Origin of the sequence: Aurantibacter sp. (assembly GCF_039941195.1) — a bacterium.
In the GTDB taxonomy this organism is placed as follows: domain Bacteria; phylum Bacteroidota; class Bacteroidia; order Flavobacteriales; family Flavobacteriaceae; genus Aurantibacter_A.
The window spans coordinates 14,087-33,825 of sequence record NZ_JBDVFA010000100.1 but is presented as its reverse complement, the minus strand read 5'-3'; the positions used below and the strand labels follow the sequence as shown (position 1 = coordinate 33,825).

19 protein-coding genes are annotated in these 19,739 nt (G+C 33.2%); 8 read left to right on the top strand and 11 right to left on the bottom strand.

Annotation, left to right across the window (positions count from 1 at the left end):
• Nucleotides 1-67: 67 nt before the first annotated feature.
• Nucleotides 68-421, top strand: coding sequence for an ArsC/Spx/MgsR family protein (locus tag ABJF52_RS17305; protein WP_348153156.1), 354 nt, complete (start codon nucleotides 68-70; stop codon nucleotides 419-421).
• Complete coding sequence (locus tag ABJF52_RS17300) at nucleotides 418-1,320, top strand: EamA family transporter (RefSeq protein WP_348153154.1); 903 nt, start codon at nucleotides 418-420, stop codon at nucleotides 1,318-1,320. The genes ABJF52_RS17305 and ABJF52_RS17300 overlap by 4 nt, the downstream gene beginning before the upstream one ends.
• Before the next feature lie 36 nt (nucleotides 1,321-1,356).
• Here the strand turns inward: ABJF52_RS17300 and ABJF52_RS17295 are convergent, their stop codons facing one another.
• Entirely contained in the window at nucleotides 1,357-1,836 is a 480-nt protein-coding gene (locus ABJF52_RS17295; RefSeq protein WP_348153152.1) for an acyl-CoA thioesterase, read from the bottom strand.
• A 109-nt stretch (nucleotides 1,837-1,945) separates the two neighbouring features.
• Here ABJF52_RS17295 and ABJF52_RS17290 point away from each other — a divergent pair, with 109 nt between their 5' ends.
• The 3 genes from ABJF52_RS17290 to ABJF52_RS17280 all read left to right on the top strand — a co-directional run bounded on the left by ABJF52_RS17290 (nucleotide 1,946) and on the right by ABJF52_RS17280 (nucleotide 4,472).
• Nucleotides 1,946-2,920, top strand: a complete 975-nt coding sequence (locus ABJF52_RS17290) for a nitronate monooxygenase (RefSeq protein ID WP_348153150.1) — start codon at nucleotides 1,946-1,948, stop codon at nucleotides 2,918-2,920.
• Between the two features lie 30 nt (nucleotides 2,921-2,950).
• Nucleotides 2,951-3,913 carry an alpha/beta fold hydrolase gene (locus tag ABJF52_RS17285; protein WP_348153149.1) on the top strand — a complete coding sequence of 321 codons (963 nt, stop codon included), beginning with the start codon at nucleotides 2,951-2,953 and terminating at the stop codon, nucleotides 3,911-3,913.
• Nucleotides 3,914-3,989: 76 nt separating this feature from the next.
• The gene (locus ABJF52_RS17280; RefSeq protein ID WP_348153147.1) at nucleotides 3,990-4,472 is read left to right on the top strand and encodes a cytochrome c; all 483 of its coding nucleotides are present in this window, start codon (nucleotides 3,990-3,992) and stop codon (nucleotides 4,470-4,472) included.
• Between the two features lie 77 nt (nucleotides 4,473-4,549).
• Here the strand turns inward: ABJF52_RS17280 and ABJF52_RS17275 are convergent, their stop codons facing one another.
• Nucleotides 4,550-6,136: a SulP family inorganic anion transporter gene (locus ABJF52_RS17275; RefSeq protein WP_348153146.1), complete on the bottom strand. Its 1,587-nt coding sequence runs from the start codon at nucleotides 6,134-6,136 to the stop codon at nucleotides 4,550-4,552.
• A 199-nt stretch (nucleotides 6,137-6,335) separates the two neighbouring features.
• Between ABJF52_RS17275 and ABJF52_RS17270 the strand changes: the two genes are divergently transcribed.
• Together ABJF52_RS17270 and ABJF52_RS17265 are read left to right on the top strand one after the other, a co-directional pair.
• Nucleotides 6,336-6,725: a hypothetical protein gene (locus ABJF52_RS17270; protein WP_348153144.1), complete on the top strand. Its 390-nt coding sequence runs from the start codon at nucleotides 6,336-6,338 to the stop codon at nucleotides 6,723-6,725.
• A 302-nt stretch (nucleotides 6,726-7,027) separates the two neighbouring features.
• On the top strand, nucleotides 7,028-8,017 hold the full coding sequence (locus ABJF52_RS17265; RefSeq protein ID WP_348153142.1) for an NAD(P)H-dependent glycerol-3-phosphate dehydrogenase: 990 nt from the start codon (nucleotides 7,028-7,030) through the stop codon (nucleotides 8,015-8,017).
• Nucleotides 8,018-8,035: 18 nt separating this feature from the next.
• Here the strand turns inward: ABJF52_RS17265 and ABJF52_RS17260 are convergent, their stop codons facing one another.
• From ABJF52_RS17260 to ABJF52_RS17225, 8 genes are all read right to left on the bottom strand, one after another.
• Nucleotides 8,036-8,656, bottom strand: a complete 621-nt coding sequence (locus ABJF52_RS17260; protein WP_348153140.1) for a CatB-related O-acetyltransferase — start codon at nucleotides 8,654-8,656, stop codon at nucleotides 8,036-8,038.
• A 12-nt stretch (nucleotides 8,657-8,668) separates the two neighbouring features.
• On the bottom strand, nucleotides 8,669-9,535 hold the full coding sequence (locus tag ABJF52_RS17255; protein WP_348153138.1) for an SDR family oxidoreductase: 867 nt from the start codon (nucleotides 9,533-9,535) through the stop codon (nucleotides 8,669-8,671).
• Nucleotides 9,536-10,693 carry a serine hydrolase gene (locus tag ABJF52_RS17250; protein ID WP_348153136.1) on the bottom strand — a complete coding sequence of 386 codons (1,158 nt, stop codon included), beginning with the start codon at nucleotides 10,691-10,693 and terminating at the stop codon, nucleotides 9,536-9,538.
• Between the two features lie 87 nt (nucleotides 10,694-10,780).
• Nucleotides 10,781-12,037, bottom strand: coding sequence for a serine hydrolase domain-containing protein (locus ABJF52_RS17245; RefSeq protein WP_348153134.1), 1,257 nt, complete (start codon nucleotides 12,035-12,037; stop codon nucleotides 10,781-10,783).
• A 269-nt stretch (nucleotides 12,038-12,306) separates the two neighbouring features.
• The gene (locus tag ABJF52_RS17240; RefSeq protein WP_348153132.1) at nucleotides 12,307-12,999 is read right to left on the bottom strand and encodes a DUF4386 domain-containing protein; all 693 of its coding nucleotides are present in this window, start codon (nucleotides 12,997-12,999) and stop codon (nucleotides 12,307-12,309) included.
• A gap of 21 nt (nucleotides 13,000-13,020) precedes the next feature.
• On the bottom strand, nucleotides 13,021-13,740 hold the full coding sequence (locus ABJF52_RS17235) for a porin family protein (protein WP_348153130.1): 720 nt from the start codon (nucleotides 13,738-13,740) through the stop codon (nucleotides 13,021-13,023).
• Nucleotides 13,741-13,835: 95 nt separating this feature from the next.
• On the bottom strand, nucleotides 13,836-14,927 hold the full coding sequence (locus ABJF52_RS17230; RefSeq protein WP_348153128.1) for an acyltransferase family protein: 1,092 nt from the start codon (nucleotides 14,925-14,927) through the stop codon (nucleotides 13,836-13,838).
• A gap of 20 nt (nucleotides 14,928-14,947) precedes the next feature.
• A complete protein-coding gene (locus ABJF52_RS17225) occupies nucleotides 14,948-15,547 on the bottom strand; it encodes an ankyrin repeat domain-containing protein (RefSeq protein ID WP_348153126.1) in 600 nt (199 codons plus the stop codon).
• A gap of 230 nt (nucleotides 15,548-15,777) precedes the next feature.
• Between ABJF52_RS17225 and ABJF52_RS17220 the strand changes: the two genes are divergently transcribed.
• Nucleotides 15,778-17,829, top strand: a complete 2,052-nt coding sequence (locus tag ABJF52_RS17220) for a helix-turn-helix domain-containing protein (protein WP_348153124.1) — start codon at nucleotides 15,778-15,780, stop codon at nucleotides 17,827-17,829.
• A 33-nt stretch (nucleotides 17,830-17,862) separates the two neighbouring features.
• Here the strand turns inward: ABJF52_RS17220 and ABJF52_RS17215 are convergent, their stop codons facing one another.
• On the bottom strand, nucleotides 17,863-19,662 hold the full coding sequence (locus tag ABJF52_RS17215) for a helix-turn-helix domain-containing protein (protein ID WP_348153122.1): 1,800 nt from the start codon (nucleotides 19,660-19,662) through the stop codon (nucleotides 17,863-17,865).
• Between the last annotated feature and the right edge of the window lie 77 nt (nucleotides 19,663-19,739).

The window sequence follows — 19,739 nt, the reverse complement described above, 5'->3', positions numbered from 1 at the left end:
TTTCAGTTTATGTCATTTCAAATGGAAATAAATTGGGTAATACTTTAAATAAATAGCTTCTTTCAAAATGAAAAAAATATACCATTTAGCCTCTTGTTCAACATGCCAACGGATTATTAAAGAATTAGAACCTTTGGATGATTTCATTTTCCAAAATATTAAATCGGAAAGTATAACTGAAAAACAACTTGAGGAAATGAAAAACCTTGCCGGTAGTTATGAAGCTCTATTTAGCAGAAGAGCTATGCTTTTTCGAAAAAGAGGTTTACATGAACAAACACTTACTGAAACCGATTATAAAAATTTAATTCTTGAACATTACACCTTTTTGAGTCGTCCGGTAATTCTATTCAATAATCAAATTTTTGTAGGTAATAGTAAAAAAGTTGTTGAAGCTGCCAAAGCAACAATTCATTCGTGAGCAAAAGAACATTAGCAATATTAGCTGCTATTGCGGCAACAACAATCTATGGATTAAACCACACTATTGCAAAAGGGGTTATGCCTAACCACGTTCAGCCTTTTGCATTTATTATTTTTAGAGTTGGAGGAGCGGCGTTACTTTTTTGGCTTATTTCTTTTTTTGGTCCCAAAGAACGGATTGACAAAAAAGACTATCTACGAATGTTGTTATGTGCCATACTAGGTATGGGCTTTAATATGCTTGTCTTTTTTAAAGGTTTATCATTGTCAACACCAATTAACAGTGCCGTTTTAATAACCATCACACCAATAATCGTATTAATTCTATCCGCTTTATTAATTAAAGAAAAAGTATCAACCCGGAAAATTATTGGAATCGCAACCGGGTTAATTGGTGCTTTAGGACTAATTTTCTTTAGTACAGAAAGTCGACAAGATGCACCAAACATTCCATTAGGAAATTTCTTTATCTTAATGAATTCTGTTTTTTACGGCGCATATTTAATTACAGTTAAACCATTACTTGCTAAATACCATCCCTTTACATTTATGAAATGGCTTTTTACTCTAGGTATTATTATTTGCCTGCCTTTCGGTTATCAGGAATTTACAGAACTAAACTTCTCTAACCTACCTGCCAACGCAATTTGGAGTATTGTTTACGTAGTTCTTGGAACTACATTTTGCACTTATCTATTCAATATTTTTGCACTTACACAATTAAAAGCATCAACGCTTAGCGCATTTGTTTATGTACAACCACTTATTGGCATTCTATTTGCCACTATAACTGGGAAAGACTCCCTAACAACTTTAAAGATAATGGCTGCATCCTTGGTACTCTTAGGAGTATATTTGGCAAGTAGAAAACCTCTTGGACCTAAAAAACAAGCATAATTTCAAACAAGAGAGCGAAGATTTTTACTTTAATTTCTAAAGCTCAATATCTATCGGCACCTTAGCATATTTACGTGTATTTTCTTTGGTCAATACGCGAAAACCTTCTGGACGCTCAACTTTATTAAACAAAGCTAGAAAATCATCAGGCAAACCAATTAGATTTCTCGTTTCAAGACTTATCCAAGCCCCCATCATTTCGCAATGTGCTACATTTCTACCCTTAGCATCGTAAAAATTATGATGAAATTCAAAGAATTTACCATCCTCACTCATTCCCATAACTTCTAAAGAAACTTTTATAGGTTTTCCAGGTAAAACTTCTTTAAAATAATACATGTGTTCATAAAAAACTACTGGACCTATATTATGTATAGCAAGGTTTTTTTGATTTATACCCAATTCTAAAAGAAATGCCATACGCGTATGACTCATATAATTTATATATGCACTATTAGCTAAATGCCTGTTTGCATCAACGTCACTCCATCGAACTTCAAAATCTTTTAAATACATTCTTTATATTTTATTTTTATTATGCATGCATAGGAATGACAAAAATAGTATAGTTTTGAAAAACAACAGAATTTAAGTACATTAATTAATTGTTTAAAAAAACTTAATAATGAGTCAGAAACCCACTTTTATAAAAGACCTCTCCTTACCGGTGATTGCAGCACCCATGTTTTTAATTTCCGGTCCTAAATTGGTTATAGAATGTTGTAAAAATGGTATTGTCGGCACCTTCCCAGCACTCAATCAAAGAACTAGTGAAGGTTTTGAAGAATGGCTTATAGAAATCAAAACTTCGTTACAGAAATTTGAAGAGGAAACAGGCAAAAAAGCAGCACCTTATGGTGTAAATTTAATTGTGCATCCAACCAATCCTCGTTTAGAAGCTGATATTAAACTCTGTATAAAACATAAAGTTCCAATAGTCATAACCTCTTTGGGAGCGGTATCTATGGTTGTTGATGCTATACATAGTTATGGCGGGTTAGTTTTTCATGACATTATAAAAAAGCGTCATGCGGAAAAAGCTCAAGAGGCCGGCGTTGATGGATTAATTTTAGTTGCAGCAGGGGCTGGTGGCCATGGAGGCACTATCAACCCAATGTCTTTAGTTGCGGAAATCAAAAAATTCTTTAAGAAAACTATTATTTTATCAGGATGTATTAGTACGGGTCGCGATATAGCTTCAGCCTTACAAATGGGTGCAGATGTAGCCTATATGGGTACGCGTTTTATTAATACAGCGGAAAGCATGGCTCCTGAAGAATATAGGGAAATGGTTATTGATGCAGGTGCTGGCGATGTAGTTTATACGGCAGCAGTATCTGGAGTTCATGCAAACTTTTTAGGAAAAAGCTTAAAAGCAGCTGGACTTACAGATGAAGATCTTAAAAAGGATACTAAAATCGATTTTGGAAAAGAATTGGATACCGAAGCAAAAGCTTGGAAAACTATTTGGTCTGCAGGTCAAGGTGCAACTATGATAGAGAGTACTTTGCCTATAACAGATCTGGTAGCCAAGTTAAAATCAGAGTTTAAAGCGGCCATTGAAGACCAATATAAAATCTTAGAAAATTATCCAAAGTAGTTTATAAATTTTATTTAAAACTAGTCTAAAATGCCCATTTTAGAATCAACCTATAATCCTCCTTTTTTGTTTAAAAATGGCCACTTTTCGACCATTTATAATGGATTATTTCGAAAAATAGACGATTTTGAGCAAAAAAGAGAAAGAATTGAATTGCCAGATTCTGACTTTTTAGATCTAGATTGGAGTTATTCTAATTCTAAATCTGATAAGGTAATTATTTTACTTCATGGGCTAGAAGGACATGGTCAACGACCTTACATAACAGGTAGCGCCAAAGCATTTAATAGTGTAGGATACGATGCATGTGCAGTAAATTTTAGAGGTTGTAGTGGTGAAACCAATCGATTATTTAGAGCTTATCATTCGGGTGCAACAGAAGATTTAGATGCCGTAGTACAGCATATATTAATTAACAAATCATATTCTAGCATCTGCATAAAAGGAGTTAGCCTTGGCGGAAATATGGCGATGAAATATGTAGGTGAAAATAGAGAACTTCCCAAGGAAATTAAAGGAGTTGTTGGCATTTCAGTTCCCTGCGATTTACATAACTCTTCTGATCAGCTCTTAAAATTAAAAAATAGAGCTTATGCAATTCGTTTTAAGAGACACCTAACTGATAAACTAGTATATAAGGTAGCGCGATTTCCCGATGATATAACTAATAAGGATGTTAGAGCTATAAAAACGCTTAAAGATTTTGATGACATATATACTAGTAGAGCTCATAACTTTAAAAATGCATTAGATTATTACGATAAAAGTAATTGTCTACAATTTCTGCCAAATATTAAAGTCCCTTCGTTGATAATAAATGCAAAAAACGATTCATTTTTAGGGCCAAGTTGCTATCCATATAAAGAGGCAAAGGAAAATCCAAATTTATATTTAGAAACCCCTAAATACGGTGGTCATGTTGGGTTTTACGGCAAAAACAATATAACATATACAGAAAAAAGAGCCATAAAATTCCTTGAAAAAGTAGTTTAAATGGGGTGATTCATTATATTAGTGGCTTAAATTAACTCAAATACTGAACTAGTTTCAGCACAAAAATTAAACATAGATGAAAAAATTTCTATTTGTACTAGCTCTTGGCGGTTTAATGGTCAGTTGTGGCGGAAAAGAAAAGAAAGAAGAAAAGGAAGGTTTTGAAATAAACCGAAAAAAAACGGAGTCAAAGGCAGCTGAAGTAGAAGAAGGTGTACCTGTTGATTTAGACAATAAAGGTGTTGGGCCAATTAAGTCTGTTTCATTTGATGATGCAGTTGATGCAGATTTAGCAGCGAAAGGAGCTCAAACTTTTAATACAATTTGTATTGCTTGCCATGCATTAGACAAAAGAATGATTGGTCCTGCATTATCGGGTGTGTATGAAAGAAGGAGTCCAGAATGGGTAATGAACATGATTCTTAACCCTGATGTGATGTTGAAAGAAGACCCAATTGCTAAGGCCCTTTTAAAAGAATATAACAATGCTGTTATGTTGAATCAGAATTTAAGTGAAGAAGATGCTCGTGCAGTTGCAGAGTTTCTTAGAGATAAATAAAATTTATTTGATAAATTTAAAAAGCTCCTTATCTTTTGAAAGGGAGCTTTTTTTATGTTATTTAGTCGCTTTACTTTTTATTTTGCACCAACGCTATCTACTGCCACTTTATAAGTTGGATCTTCTAAAACATTAACAACGATTATATCATCAGCATTTTTTAAGAGACGAATACAATCTTTACTTAAATGTCGTAAATGAACTTTCTTACCTGCCTTTGCATATCGTTCAGTAATCTTATTTAATGCTTCTATACCAGACATATCAGCAATTCTACTTTCTTTAAAGTCAATTATTATCTCTTCAGGATCTTCTTGTATTTCAAACTTCTCAGCAAAAAGTGTTGTTGAACCAAAGAATAATGGGCCATATATTTCATAATGCTTTACACCGTTTTCATCAACATGCTTTCTTGCGCGTATGCGCTTTGCATTCTCCCAAGAATAAGCCAAGGCTGAAATAATTACCCCTAGTAAAACAGCTACTGCTAAATTATGTGTAATTGCCGTAATCAAAGTAACTAGAACCATTACAATAACATCCGATTTGGGCATTTTTCCAAAAGTCTTAAAGCTTGCCCATTCAAAAGTTCCAATGGCCACCATAAACATTAAACCAACCAATGCTGCCATTGGTAAACGTTCAATAAGGCTTGATCCAAACATAATAAAAACTAGAAGCATAACCGCAGCCGTTATTCCAGAAAGTCGAGCTCTTGCACCCGATGAAGTATTAATTAAACTTTGACCAATCATAGCGCAACCGCCCATACCTGATAAGAATCCTGATAAAATATTGGCAGTACCTTGTGCTACACATTCTTTATTACCACTACCACGTGTATCGGTTATTTCGTCTATTATGTTTAGCGTTAATAAACTTTCAATTAAACCAACACCAGCAACAATTGCGGCATACGGGAAAATGATTTTAAAAGTCTCTAATGTAAATGGTATTTGTGGAATAGATAAAGGTGGGAACCCCCCTTTAATACTTTCTCCTTCACCCATCGTATCTGCAACTGTAAGCGTATCAACTCCAAAACCAATTACTATTGCAGAAACAACTATAATAGCTACTAAAGAGGAAGGAATAGCTTTGGTTAACTTTGGCAAACCCCAAATAATTACCATAGTAAGTATTGTTAAACCTAACATTATTATCATGGGCGTAGCACTTAAAAGACTATCTGTTCCTTTCACATAAAAGTTAGGAAACTGCGCCATGAAGATTATAATAGCCAAACCGTTTACAAATCCAAACATTACGGGGTGCGGCACTAAACGAATGAATTTACCCAGTCTTAAAAACCCAGCTAAAATCTGTAATAGACCTGCTATAATAACCGTTGCAAAAACGTAATTTAAAATTGTCTCTGGTTCTATTCCCGGAAAATTTCGTTTCAACTCGAGGATTAGCCCAACAAAAATTACTGCCACGGCTCCAGTTGCACCAGATATCATTCCAGGTCTACCGCCAAAAATAGCCGTAATTAAACAAAGTATAAATGCTGCATATAAGCCTGTTAACGGAGAAAATCCAGGAATTAACGCAAAGGCAATCGCTTCTGGCACCAATGCCAATGCAACTGTAAGACCTGAAAGAATTTCAGTCTTATAATCTACTTTCTGCTTAAAGTCGAACAAATTAAGATACTTCTTCATACTGCAATGAATTTAAGCGGGCAAAAATACACTTTATTATCTTGATGGCCTGTATATGAGGACATAAATGAAGGTTTGTCCATCTAGAATATTCCAAAAACGACTCTAAATACCTGAAATTTTAAATGGGCTAGTATTTAAACCAATTAAGCTAATAAAACACCAGATTTGGCTGTATTATGTGTCAAAATAATCTATGATGAATATTAAATCAATTTACACAATTTGCATAACGGCTTTATTAATAGCGACTTCTTGCTCTCATCGATTAGTAGGGAATTGGAATGTTAAAAACTTTGACCGCCAAACTCCTGGTGAAGAAGGAATGTCCGTTGAAAATATAGGTACCATCACTTTTGATAGAAATGGTACGGGAACTAAAAACCTAAACTATTCACTTTTAGGAATTTCATCCTTAGACCAAACACCTTTTGAGTGGTCTACTACCGATAATTTCGTCACTATAGATGACAATAATTCTGATTTATCCAAGACATGGATTTACATTGAAAACAAGAATAAATTACAAAAATGGCAGTCAACTGACGGTAATAACCAAATACAAACCTTAGTATTGGAGAAGGAATAAAAAAAACGCCTTGAGTACCATACTCAAGGCGATTTCTAACTAAATAACCAACCAAAAAATTGTTATAAATTGCGCTTAAAGCGCGTATTTATTATGTTCTTAGCGACATTTGCTTTTGTTTACATTTGTCTGAGATAATAACGCAGGTGTTCCTATTTTCATTGCTCGATGAACGGCAAACCCTGTTAAAATTTTAGGTATTTCATCGTTTTTTTAACAAAGTTATGTCGTTCATCGAATAAATATGAAGCCAGCGATTTTGATTACTTTTGATTTCTAATAATTCGATTAATTAGTATAAAATGAATTTTGCTGTTTTAGGAGGTGGAAGTTGGGCGACTGCTATAATAAAAATGTTATGCGAAAATCAATCTAAAGTTGGTTGGTATATGCGTAATACAGAAGCTATTGACTATATAAAACAACATAAGCACAACCCTAACTATCTTACTTCGGTTACATTTGATACTAATAAACTTCAATTAACGGATAATATTAATACAGTAATTAAAAATGCTGATCTATTAATATTTGCGATTCCATCTGCCTTTTTAGGTCCAGAGATGAAAAACTTAGAGGTTTCATTACAAAACAAAATTATTTTCTCTGCTATTAAAGGTATAGTACCCGAAACAGGATTAATCGTCGGTGAGCACTTTAATAAAAAATATGATATTCCATTTGAGAACATAGGTGTAATTACGGGTCCGTGCCATGCTGAAGAGGTAGCCATGGAGCGACTCTCCTACTTAACTATTGCTTGTGCTGATGAAGAAAAAGCTAAAATTGTAGCCAATAATCTTTCATCTGACTATATAAAAACGAAAGTATCTGATGATATTATTGGTACTGAATATGCCGCTATGCTTAAAAATATTTATGCTTTGGCCGCTGGTATCTTTCACGGACTTGGCTACGGTGATAATTTTCAAAGTGTTTTAATGAGTAATGCCATTCGTGAAATGGGACGCTATATTAAACGTGTACATAAAATGAAACGTAATATTAATAACTCTGCATATTTGGGCGACTTACTAGTTACGGGATATTCTACGTTTAGTCGAAATAGAATGTTTGGCACTATGATAGGTAAAGGGTACACTGTAAAAAGTGCTCAAATGGAAATGAAAATGATCGCTGAGGGTTATTATGCTGCAAAAAGCGCTTTCACTATTAAATCAAAATTTAAGAAAAAAGCGAAAACTCCTATAATCGATGCAGTGTACAACGTGCTCTATGAAAATGGGAATGTAAAAAAAGTTTTCAAAGAATTGACTGAGCAGTTAGATTAATATAGACATCTTCACCTATTACTTTAATTCATCAAGCTTATTTCCTGTTAGTTTTTCGACATTTCCAGTAATTTTTTCAATAGGCCAATCCCACCACTTTAGCGAAAGCAAACTTTCAATTTCAGCGTCAGAAAAACGCTTACGAATGAGTTTTCCAGGATTTCCGCCAACAATTGAATACGGTTCCACATCTTTTGTAACTGTTGTGTTACTAGCTATAATTACCCCATCACCTATTTGTACTCCAGGCATTATTGTAACATTATAACCTAACCAAACGTCATTCCCAATTATTGTATCTCCTTTAGTAGGATACGATTTATTATCCATAGCATGTTGCCAATCACCACCAAAAATAGCAAACGGGTATGAAGATATTGCATTTGTTAAATGATTGGCTCCATTCATTATAAAGGTAACATCAGAAGCAATCATACAAAATTTACCTATAATTAGTTTATCACCTATAAAATCGAAATGGTATTTAACGTTCTTCTCAAAATTAGCAACGTCTCCAAAATCATCATAATACGTATAATCACCCACTACAATATTTAGATGTTTAATACTATTTTTAAGAAAACAGAGTCGTTTATAGTTCGCTAAAGGAAAAAGTTTGTTTTTATCAGGAATATTCATATCTAAAAATAGTTACTTTTTTAAACTATCCATTTCACTTTGAAAAAAATTAGAAAGACGATGTGTGCCGTAACGAGGAGCAATTGCATCTTCAGCCATTAAGGTTAGGAAAAATTCGTAAGGCCCATAAGTTTTGGAAGAGGTAAAAGTTCTTAAAAACCAAATAACCAATTTCCTTATCCAATGTGGCAGATGTACTATTTTAATAGGTTTACCACAAACAAGAAGCGCCTTTTTAGCAACTTCAGTATGAGTTAAAATATCTGGACCTCCGATATTAATCTCAGGTTTTATAGCTTCTATGGCTGAAACGCAAACTATGGCCAAATCAGCACCGTGAATGGGATTAAATTTTTGTTCACCACTACCAAAAAGATAGACTTTTCCTTTCTGCGCCATTTCTAAAAAGTCTTTCATATCAGAAAAAAAACCATTGGGGCGAATGATAGTATATTCGATATTTGATGCAATTAAGGCATCTACAAAAGCTTCTTTAGCCTCCAGTATTTTAAGGTTGCGATGCAGATTTCCATTAAGTACAGATACATAAACAAATTTTCGAACTCCACTTTTAACAGCTTCTTTTAGCAAATTAATATTTGCTTGAAAATCAACATCCATATAAGTAAGTCCCTCTTTTTGGCGAGTAATCCCTACCGTAGAAATAACAGTATCCACCCCTTTAAAATGGCCTTTTAAGGTTTCAGAATTTGTAACTTCTGCCTTTATAATTTGAGTATTTTCTGAAGTTAGTTTAGCTGCCTTTTCAATATTTCGTACTAGTATTTTCGTGGAAATTTGCCTTGTTTCCAACTCCTTAGCAATATAGCCACCTAAATAACCAGTTGCTCCAGCCAATAAAACAGTGTTATTTTTCATTTACAAGCTTTTTAAATTCGACAAACTTTTCAGCACCTCCAACACCTGAAGCATAAAAATCACATGCTTTTTTTTATAAGAAGTTTGATTGAAAGTACCCGTTAGGTACACGTCCAATTCAGGGCTGTAATACATAAAAGCTCCGGAAGTCCCTGAATGCCCTATAAGTGAAAGATTCCCAACTAAAGGGTTTAATTTTTTCAATTCAAACTTCCGCAATCCATAACCATACTCGAATCCATAAGATTCCTCAATCCATTCTTGCATTTGCTTTAAACTCTTATTTGTAATTAAAACTTCTTCATTTAATGCCTTATGAAATTGTAAAAGGTCTTGAGATGTAGTTGCCAAACCACCACCAGCCCAATCTGCACTCAGACTTTTAAAAGAACTAATTTCAGCGTCATCTACATACAATTCGGCCAACTTGCCAATGTTATTATTTATAGGTTTTGAACGTAAATGCATGTACGAATTTTTCATTTGTAGCGGACTAAAAATCTTTTCAGCAAGAACATCATGCAACAATTTACCTTCCAATTCCTCGATTAATAATCCCAACAAAACATATTCAGTATCAGAATAATGATAGCTATATCCTGGAGCAAAATGCGGAGTTAATTTTGTTTTAGCGAAATTGATGGTTTCCAATGGTTGCCACATTTTATCCGAGTCTGTAAATAAGAGCTCCATAAAACCCGGACCTTCATTAGGGGCATCTTCAAAATAATCTGGAATTCCTGAAGTATGCTGCAACAATTGGCTTATTGTAACTTCTTTAGAATAATCTACACCTTGGTAAATATGTAATCCATCAATTATTTCTGCAGACAAGTATTCCGAAATTGAATTTTCCACTGCTAATTTTCCTTCTTCTTGCAGCATCATAATTAAAGTGGCTGTAAATGTTTTTGCTATACTTGTAGATAAGAAAGGAGTTTGGTCAGTTACTTCTGTTCCATCTGTAAAACTTCCTTCAGCATAATTCCAATTGATACCAAATTTATCGGAGTAAACTTTTAAGAAACTATTCTTTACATTTTCTTGATCCAGCTGTACTTGAAAAAGGGAATCTACTTTTTTATGTGCGTTCTCCAACTTTTGCGCAAAGGTTGTACTACTTGCACATACCAAAAGAATAAATATTTTTAGGTTCATGATTTTATATTTAAGTGTTAGATAAGGATGTCGTAGTAAATACTCTTTTTTCAAATTACTTTTGACATCCTATCCGTGTCCATTATTTTAATTATCCTCTAAAAAGGCTTGTACGCCTTCAGTAATTTTTTGTTTAACAATTGTCCAATTCTCTTCGTTTTCATAAAATGTTCCATCCATATTAGTCACAACAATAAAACCGTTACTCCCATTTTTGGTTATTTCCATATGAGTAGATAATCCGAGACTATTTCCTCCATGCATCCATTTTCCATTTTTCGTATACCAATACAATCCATGATTTTCAGCAAATTCATTGGGTACAATATTGTCTGCTAATTGTGGAGTAAAAAGCAAGTCGTAGTACGTAGAACCAAATAAAACAGACGACTCACCTTTTAGTCCTCTCGTCATATCCAACAAAAACTTTCCTAAATCTTCATTTGTCGCATGGATACTTCCTTCAGGGTAACCCTGATTTCCATAGAATGGAAACGCTGTATCCTTATTTAAATATGGTGTTGCCATATTATTTAAATCCACTTCTAAAACATTAAAGGTTGATGAACTCATTTGCAAAGGGTCCAAAACATAAGTTTTCACATACTGATCAAATGACATACCGGAAGTAGTTTCAATAATAAAGCCCATTAAATCTGTAGCCGTATTAGAATAAGCCCAAGTACTACCAGGAGCTGCATCAATATAGCTGTCTGTACTATAAAACTCGCCGTCCTCTAAAAAATATTCCCCCATATAATCTGCAAGTGATACAGGGTTAGATGCTTCCATACCTATTGCTTCTTTAAGAATATTTGCACCGTTAGTATTTAAATCTTGACCAGGTAAAAAGAAATAGTCATAAGGAAGGTAAAATTCCATATTATCTACTATACCAGAAGTGTGGGTAACTAAATGCTTTACCTCTATAATCGCCTCCGGTCTTTTTAAATTTATTACTTCTACAGGAAGTAAATCATTAATAGGAGTTTCTAAAGTAAATAGGTCTTGTTCAATTGCTTTCGCTACTGCGGCTCCAACGAAAGTTTTGCTAATAGACGCAATACCATTAATGGTTTGATTGGTATATGGATTCTGATTTTCAATATTGGCAAGACCAATCGCATTTTGATATACAATAGAACCGTCCTCTACAATACTGATAGCCAAACCGGGTAATTCTGTGGATAGGGTTAATTCTTCAAAATATGTCGTTAATTCTGCAGCCGTCATAGCATTTGATGGTGCTGCTGGAAGTGCTACAACATTGTCGTCGTTAGTACATGAGGTTAAGAAAAATAGTGATAATATTATTGAAATAATAATTCTTGCTAATACTGCCATGATTTTTGGTTTTTAAGCCCTTCCTTGATTATTAGAAGGGCATTTGTTGTTTATTGATTGATGATTAAAATTGATGTTAACTTCTTTAATGGCTGTAATTACGATATTCAGCCCAGCGAACTCTTTTACTGTTTTTAAAATTTGAGAATACTCTAAACTCTCTTGATGATGTTGGTGTTTTTCTTGATAATACTTTCATGATTTTATATTTATTTGATTAATTATTCTGATGCAAATATTCAATGAAATGCATCTCCAGTCGTTCGTATTTATGATTCAGTACTTATTAAAAAGGTTCTAGAATTCACACCTCTAATTAAAAGGAAGAGACAAAGTGAAAATTCTCCTAGGTCAGCAGGCAAGGTTAACCATGTTGAAATAGGATTGCTTTCTATTGGAAAAAGGAAATACAGCACTACATCTATTAAATAACCGAAGCAACCCATAATTAGCATAGCTCCAATAATTCTAGGAAACAATGGAGACTGGTTAATTAAAAGTCCTAATGGTAAGAGCCACAACCCAAAAAATATTTGTGCAATGTGGTAACCATCCTTATGCAATTGCAAATACAGTAACACCTGTTTTTGCAAAACTTCGCTACTCATTTCTGTTTGTTCAATAAGTAGGAATGACATGTAGTGGTTAAGCATATTTACACACATTATGGCCACAGCTACCGATACGCTTAAAACCATAATTTGTGCCAGCCAATTATTTGTGTTTTTTAAAATGTGATAAAGAAATAAAGGCAATAGAAAATAAGCCAATTGCATAAGTAGGTCACTTACAAATCCTAATCGGAATAAGAATTCGTTTTGCGAAATATTCTTAATAGTCTGAAGACCATCAGATAAATCGACTAAGTTTAAGCGGACATATTTCTCTGCGAATATTCCACATACAATTACAATTAAGTACAATATGCCCGCTACTCTCGCTGTTATTTTGATTGATTTCATGATGAATAAACTCCAATAGTATTAGTTAAAATCGATTGATGATTGGTTATCGATTTCTTGCCATAAGGTTAAATCTCTTCTCTTAGCTTTAGATAATGGATTTGTTTTCCATTTTTTAGCGAGCAATAAATTCATGTTGAAGTATCGATTGTACATAGCTGTTCCATTCCCCATGTCTACCATACCATAATGGTATCTCATATCTAACAGCAGTCTCGATTTCTTCCATTGAAACCCATATCCCAATCCGAATTGTACTCCAGCATCCCAACGACTATAATCACCTGAATCTGATCCAAATGTCATCCTCGTTTTACTTCCAGGCAAAGTTTCATTAGCTTCTGTTTTAACTCGACCATGCAAATTATAACTCACCACCGGGCCAGCATTTAAATAAAACTTCTTCCAATGCATGCGAGCAAGTATCGGCAAGTCTAAAGTGTTAAAGCGAATACGAGTTTCTTGTCTCGTTAAAGGGTTATTGTTTTCTAATTTTGTGCCTTTCATTACAAAATAAAGTTCCGGAACCAGAGAGAAATAATCTGAAATCCCCATTTGAAAAGAGGCGCCAGCTTGTAAACCCCAATATCCTTTTTTAAAATCCTTTAAATCGTCGTTATTACTACCAAAACTCATAGAGGTTGGGGTATAATTGACAACCACATCTAAGTAGGTTTCTTGACTATTAGCATTGATACCAAACAATGCCATAGTCATAAGAAGTAAAATTTGTTTTTTCATTTTTTGATTGTTTTAAGGTTAATGATGTAACAAAGATGAAAATGATGGGAGTGCTAAACGCTCGTACTTACGTATCCGAACTTCTTAAATGAGATTTAGAACTTTTTTATAATGTCTCGATAATTTAAAACTAGTTTTGCATTCCATTTTAGACCAAAGAGCGGCTTTAAGAAACTTATCCGTCTGATAATAAATTCATAAATAAAGCCACTTATTAAAATCGTGAATATTGTTACTGCAATAAATTGCCATGTAGGATGTATATTCAATGGCAAAAAAAGTGAGGCACCAGCAAATAACACGAACATATGAATTATGTAAACAGGATATACTGCTTTACTTAAATAGCTAAGTGTTGTACTTGGTTTATTCAGATGTTTATATCCAAAACCGAATACAGCTAAAATCCAACATATAGATTCAATAGCCATGAGATAGCTTGGAGCTTCCATATTAAATTCTATGAATCTTAAACCATATAATAGGATTGCTATACTGGTATAAAGCCATCTCCATTTTAATACCGTTTGCCAGAATGCGTTACCACTGTAAACCAATATGTACCCAAAAAAGAAAGCGAGAAATCCATTAAAAAATCCATGCCAAGTTTGGGCGTATAAAGCGAATATTTGAGGTTTTACTATTAGAACCTCAGCAATAAAAAAAAGAGTAATCGTCATAGGTCCGATAGGGTGACTCATTAACCATGACAACCCTTTTTTAAATTTACAACGCTCATACTTTTTTAGGCAAATACAAATTGGCAACAATAAAAACACGTACATAAAAATATTTCCTAGAAACCAAAGGTGACCCACACTCGGAAAATACGTTAATGGCAAATTATAGTACTCCTGAAAAATAAACATATGCAATGGTGTAATAGCCACAAAACCAAAAACAAAGGGCAACAAAATTCTATTTGTTCGCTCGAGTAATAATTGCTTCCAATTCCGTTTTCGCATTGCAAAATAGAATCCCATACCCGACACAAAAAACAATAATGGAATACGCCAAACATTTAGCATGGTCATCGGTTTCCATAACCCTTCCAAAGATTCATTACTCTTAATAAATCCAATAAGCATAGCCCAGGGTTGAAAAATAATGGCAATATGATAAATAAGTAATAAACCAATAGCAATAACCCGTAACCAATCGATATCATGTCTTCTATATGCTTCCATTGCAGTTGTTTTTAAGATACCTATTGAAGCATTATTGCGATTACCGGACGTGTTTTTTCGATTTCATTCAAATCGAGTTGTAACCCAAGAGGTCCCAATTGTTGTTGTAGCATTTCATAAATAGGTTTTACTTCGGCAAAAGAGCCTTGTACAGTCTCTCTTGCTGTAGCCCCAAAATTATTACGCACATTCTTATCGGCTTTAACATCTAGAAGCATTTGAACCATTTCTATACGCCCAAAAAAAGAAGCTACATGTAATGCTGTAGAACCATCATTATTCTTAATATTTAAATCGACATCGGCATTGATAAGCGCTTTCGCAATGTCATTTTTGTTAAAAGTAATGGCAGTGATTAAGGGAGTAGACCCACTCATAGCATCTTTTTTATTTAAATCTGTACCTGCCAAAATATGCTGTTTAACAACATCCACATTTCCTGACAAAACAGCTGTTTGAACATCCATTTTTGGTTTCTCAATAACCATTTTAACCGCATTACTTTTTACGGTATCAGGTTTAGGCTTATTATTTGTCTGAGCGCATGAAGAGGTTAGAAGAGCAATAGCCAACGAAATATTTACTACGCTTTTTAAAGAATTGAATTGAAAATTTTTCATGATTTTAAAATTTATATATGTTTATATTTTTGTTGCCACAAAGATGAGATGACCATGTAAGCAAGGCCTATGAGCTATGCGGAGGATTGTATAAATTTTTCAAATCGATATAAAAACTATGACGCAAGCATATAAATTATGACGCAAATGACTAATTATTCAGTAAATTGGTATCGCTCCCTCCTCAGTATATTTACATAAATATCTACATTCGTTGAAGCAAAAAAAGCATGTCGAACAATCAGAACATTGATTCTAAATTTCTTGAACAAGCAGAGGTTATAATTTCTGAGAATCTCTCTAACGAACAGTTTGGTGTATCAGAATTAGCGGCAGCAATGAATATGAGTCGTTCGAACCTTCTTCGAAAAATCAAAAAACAAACCGAACTTTCTGCAAGTCAATTTATTCGAAAAGTCCGTTTAGAAAAAGGCAAGGAATTACTTAAAACCTCATCTTTAACCATTTCTGAGATATCATATCAAGTTGGTTTCGGTAGCACTTCGTATTTTATAAAATGTTTTCGTGAGCAGTATGGTTACTCACCTGGCGAAATGAGCAAACAAAAACAGGAAGAAGAAACTATCTCAAAACCTTTTACAAATAAGTATTGGAGACCTATAATTGCAGTAGCTACCTTAATTATACTTGCAATAGTATTTGTGAACTACACTAAAAAGAAAATAGAACCAGAACTAAAAGTTGAAAAATCCATTGCTGTATTACCTTTTAAAAATGAAAGTAACGATTCCACCAATCTCTACTTTGTAAACGGGCTAATGGAATCTGCTTTAGGTAATCTACAGAAAATAGAAGATTTACGTGTAATTAGTAGAACCTCGGTAGAGAAATATAGAAATACAGGTGTTGGAATTCCGGAAATAGCTGAAGAGTTAAATGTAAATTATTTAGTAGAAGGCAGTGGGCAAAGGATCGGAAATAAAGTTTTACTTAACATCCAATTAATAGATGCTTCAAGTGACCGACCAATTTGGATGCAACAATATACACGAGAGGTTAAAGATGTATTCGCTTTACAAAATGAAATTGCCAGTAAAATAGCAGTCTCAATTAAGGCTATTGTAACCCCTGCAGAATTAGAACAAATTGAGAAAGTACCCACAGAGAATCTTATCGCTTACGATTATTATCTTAAGGCACTTGAACCATATTATTCAAGAACTAAAGAAGGTCTAGATAAAGCAATACCATTATTTAAAAAAGCTATCGATAACGACCCTAAATTCTCACTTGCCTATGCACATCTTTCAATATCATATTATTATTTAGACGTTTTTCAAAATCAGAAACAATACGAAGAAGAAATAAATAATTATGCGGACAAGGCGCTACTTTACGATTCAAAATCTGATATAAGTCTAATTGCAAAGGCCCTTTATTACATGTATACTAGTGAATATCGATTGGCCCTACCACATCTAGAAAAGGCATTGGAATACAACCCTAATTCGGCATCTGTAATTCAAGTGCTCACTATGATATATTCTAATTATTTACCAGACACTGGAAAACATTTAAAATATGCATTAATGGGAAATCAGATTGATATCGCAGCCAACGACTCTATAGGAAAAAGTTTTATTTACTTAAACCTTAGTAATGCACTTATTCAAAATGGATTTACTGATGAAGCTTACGCCTATATTGAAAAATCACTCGATTATAATCCTAATAACAATTATTCCCCTTATTTGAAAACCATGATTTTATATGCTAAAAATAGGGATCTAAAAGCGACTACAGCACAATTAAAAAATGAATATCAAAAAGACACAACACGTCTAGACATTTTGCAAGAAGTTGCCAAATTTTATTACTACCAAGAAAACTATGAAAAGTCCTATAAGTACTTTAATAAATTTATAACCATAAAGGAAAAAAACGATTTAAATATTTATCCTCATGAAAATATCAAAATAGGAATATCATATAAAAAAATGGGATTTGAAGAAAGGGGAAAGCACTTTTTAAATGCCTATGCTGATTATTGCGCAGAAGATAATTCTATTTACAAAAGTGCTAGCTTGGCTGTAAAATATGCTTATGAGGGTAAAAGAGATAAAGCTATTGAGCAACTAAATATATTTGTAACCAAAGACAACTATCAATATTGGATGTTATTATTTATGAGATTAGATCCGGTAATGAAATCTATAAAAGACCATCCACAATATAACGAAGTAATGGAAAAAATTGAGAATCATTTTAAGGAAAATCAATCTAATTTAAGAAGGACCTTAGAAGCGAAAAATCTTATCTAATAAAAGTTTATACAAATGAATTGGCCTAAGTACTTAACTATTTCTGCGCACCCATTGCTTTGGAGTCATACCAGTTTCTTTTTTAAAAAAAGTATTAAAAACGGTCTTAGAGTTAAAACCGCTATCGTAAGCTAATCCTAAAAGAGTAATATTTTTATTATCTGGATTTACTGAAATTTCTTTGAAATATTCTAGTCGATACGTATTGACAAAATCGTTGAAATTTTGTCCGATTTTATCATTCAGCAACCATGACAATTTATTAGGGTGCAGTTCTAGTTCAGCAGCTAATTCTCTTAATGATATGGTAGGATTAAGAAAAGACTTGTTTGCACTTATATAATCTTTTAAAAATATTAAAAAATGATTTGCATCTTCATTTGAGAGTAAGTTGGACTTATTTTTTTCAGGTTCTTGATAGTTCTGAACGTCAGAAAGTGCAAATATTATTTTAAGCGCATTTTTAAAACGATCTTGAGCATATAAAGGTTTCAACAAAGGATCAACTTTTAATAAAGTCATTAAAGGTTCTTTTCGTTTTATACCTTCATCTATTAAATCTAAAGCCATTTCATATTTATTCAATAGGGTATAAATAAAAATCAGGAAAAAGCGCACACGTTCGCTACTATCAGACCCTAACAACAGTGTTAATTTATCCAAACTAGACTCCATTTTTTCATTAGGATTTTTTGCAGCTGTTGCCAATGTTTTCATTATTAACTGTTCTGTAGCTGCACCCTCAATTTCTGGAATGGTATCAGCAACATCAAATATCAAATCTGGTTTATTTTGATCCACTAAGGCTAACGCATAAATACCATACCCAACGATAAATTTATTGTTAAGTTCAAAGCATTTTTCAAAATAAAAATTTGTCTTTTTATGATTCCGATTCACATAGTTATTATACGCCATAAAGTAATTGTTCAAATCACTTAATGGATCTAAACGCAATGATTCTTTAATATGAAAATCAGCTTTTTTTAAATCACCTTCGAGTATAAGTGTAATAAATAATTTCTGATGTGCATCGGAATAATTTGCCTTTAATTCTAGTGCTTTATTCAAATGATTAACCGCACTTTTAAAATCCCATTTTCTATTTAATTCGTTCCAACCCAATGAATGGTGTACTTCGGGCAACGCCATGTCCAATTCTTGAGCTTTTGCTAAATAAACTTCACCTAAATCAAACGCCTCTTTTACATGCATTAGTCCACCAGCAGCCATACTATTGTATGCATAATGAATATGTATATATGCTAAAGCGAAATTCGGAAAACGATTAATCACCGTTTCCAACAGGGCAATACCCTTTTTAAAATCACTTTTATTAAATTGACTAATAAGTGAGTTTGCCCTAAGAAAATCGTTGTAAGCATCAGTTGAAATATTTGGATTAGACACTAGTGAATCTTGTATTTCAAAATGACCAAAATTCTCGCGAATCTTATCAGCGATGAGTAAACTTATCTCGTCTTGCAATTCGAATATATCTGATAAGTCTCGATCAAAATTCTCCGACCAAATATGAAACCCGTTATCTGTTCTAATTAACTGGGCTGTAATTCGAACACGTTCTTTTATAATACGAGCGCTTCCCTCTAATAAGGTTTCTACACCTAATTCGTTTCCTATATGTCTTGCATCTAAAGGCTTATTCTTATAAAAAAAAGAAGAGGTACGAGCAGTAACTTTTAGACCGTCAATTTTAGTAAGTGCATTTATGATTTCTTCAGTAATTCCATCTGAAAAATATTCGTTTTCCTCTTTTCCAATATTCAGAAATGGAAGTACAGCAATAGACTTGGTATTAAAAGGAGTTAGCATTGGTCCAAATAAAAATTAACTACTTGGGGGATAATAAACTTACTCAAAAAATCCAAATTTTAAAAGAAAATGCAAAA

Bases quoted from the DNA above. Each gene is read 5' to 3' on its own strand.
- ABJF52_RS17230 (WP_348153128.1), bottom strand. From the start codon at position 14,927: ATGGAAGCATATAGAAGACATGATATCGATTGGTTACGGGTTATTGCT.
- ABJF52_RS17305 (WP_348153156.1), top strand. From the start codon at position 68: ATGAAAAAAATATACCATTTAGCCTCTTGTTCAACATGCCAACGGATT.
- ABJF52_RS17275 (WP_348153146.1), bottom strand. From the start codon at position 6,136: ATGAAGAAGTATCTTAATTTGTTCGACTTTAAGCAGAAAGTAGATTAT.
- ABJF52_RS17240 (WP_348153132.1), bottom strand. From the start codon at position 12,999: ATGAAATCAATCAAAATAACAGCGAGAGTAGCGGGCATATTGTACTTA.
- ABJF52_RS17280 (WP_348153147.1), top strand. From the start codon at position 3,990: ATGAAAAAATTTCTATTTGTACTAGCTCTTGGCGGTTTAATGGTCAGT.
- ABJF52_RS17285 (WP_348153149.1), top strand. From the start codon at position 2,951: ATGCCCATTTTAGAATCAACCTATAATCCTCCTTTTTTGTTTAAAAAT.
- ABJF52_RS17255 (WP_348153138.1), bottom strand. From the start codon at position 9,535: ATGAAAAATAACACTGTTTTATTGGCTGGAGCAACTGGTTATTTAGGT.
- ABJF52_RS17220 (WP_348153124.1), top strand. From the start codon at position 15,778: ATGTCGAACAATCAGAACATTGATTCTAAATTTCTTGAACAAGCAGAG.
- ABJF52_RS17260 (WP_348153140.1), bottom strand. From the start codon at position 8,656: ATGAATATTCCTGATAAAAACAAACTTTTTCCTTTAGCGAACTATAAA.
- ABJF52_RS17290 (WP_348153150.1), top strand. From the start codon at position 1,946: ATGAGTCAGAAACCCACTTTTATAAAAGACCTCTCCTTACCGGTGATT.
- ABJF52_RS17250 (WP_348153136.1), bottom strand. From the start codon at position 10,693: ATGAACCTAAAAATATTTATTCTTTTGGTATGTGCAAGTAGTACAACC.
- ABJF52_RS17270 (WP_348153144.1), top strand. From the start codon at position 6,336: ATGAATATTAAATCAATTTACACAATTTGCATAACGGCTTTATTAATA.
- ABJF52_RS17295 (WP_348153152.1), bottom strand. From the start codon at position 1,836: ATGTATTTAAAAGATTTTGAAGTTCGATGGAGTGACGTTGATGCAAAC.
- ABJF52_RS17245 (WP_348153134.1), bottom strand. From the start codon at position 12,037: ATGGCAGTATTAGCAAGAATTATTATTTCAATAATATTATCACTATTT.
- ABJF52_RS17215 (WP_348153122.1), bottom strand. From the start codon at position 19,662: ATGCTAACTCCTTTTAATACCAAGTCTATTGCTGTACTTCCATTTCTG.
- ABJF52_RS17235 (WP_348153130.1), bottom strand. From the start codon at position 13,740: ATGAAAAAACAAATTTTACTTCTTATGACTATGGCATTGTTTGGTATC.
- ABJF52_RS17225 (WP_348153126.1), bottom strand. From the start codon at position 15,547: ATGAAAAATTTTCAATTCAATTCTTTAAAAAGCGTAGTAAATATTTCG.
- ABJF52_RS17265 (WP_348153142.1), top strand. From the start codon at position 7,028: ATGAATTTTGCTGTTTTAGGAGGTGGAAGTTGGGCGACTGCTATAATA.